Origin of the sequence: Synechococcus sp. CCAP 1479/9, assembly GCF_019038535.1 — a bacterium.
Classification (GTDB): Bacteria; Cyanobacteriota; Cyanobacteriia; order PCC-6307; family Cyanobiaceae; genus Cyanobium.
In genome coordinates, this window is the sequence record NZ_JAFKRK010000065.1 from 1 (window position 1) to 293 (window position 293).

Sequence of the window (293 nt, forward strand, 5' to 3'; positions counted from 1 at the left end):
AGCCGCTCGTGCAGGCCGGAATCCACCGCTTCGGCGGGGGCGGGCAGGCTGGCGGTGGTGGAGGGGAAGGCGTCGAGGGAGAAGGGGACGAACTGGTCGAGGATCTGCTCGGAGGGATGCAGGGAGGGCACCCGGGCGACCGAGGAGAAGGCCAGGGAGATCCAGCCGCCGCCACCGCCCTTGCGGTAGCCGAGCTCGACCCGGTAGTCGCGGTCGGAGAGGGGAACGGGCAGGTACCACTCGGTGGCATGGCTGTCGACCACCACCTCCTGGAGGGTGTGGGGGTGGGAGGA

The 293-nt window shown here is 71.0% G+C and carries 1 protein-coding gene; it reads right to left on the minus strand.

Going from position 1 to position 293, the window contains the following annotated elements:
* Positions 1-293, minus strand: a 293-nt coding sequence (locus tag KUG38_RS16705) for a DUF4912 domain-containing protein (RefSeq protein WP_216923537.1), incomplete at both ends; no start/stop codon positions are given.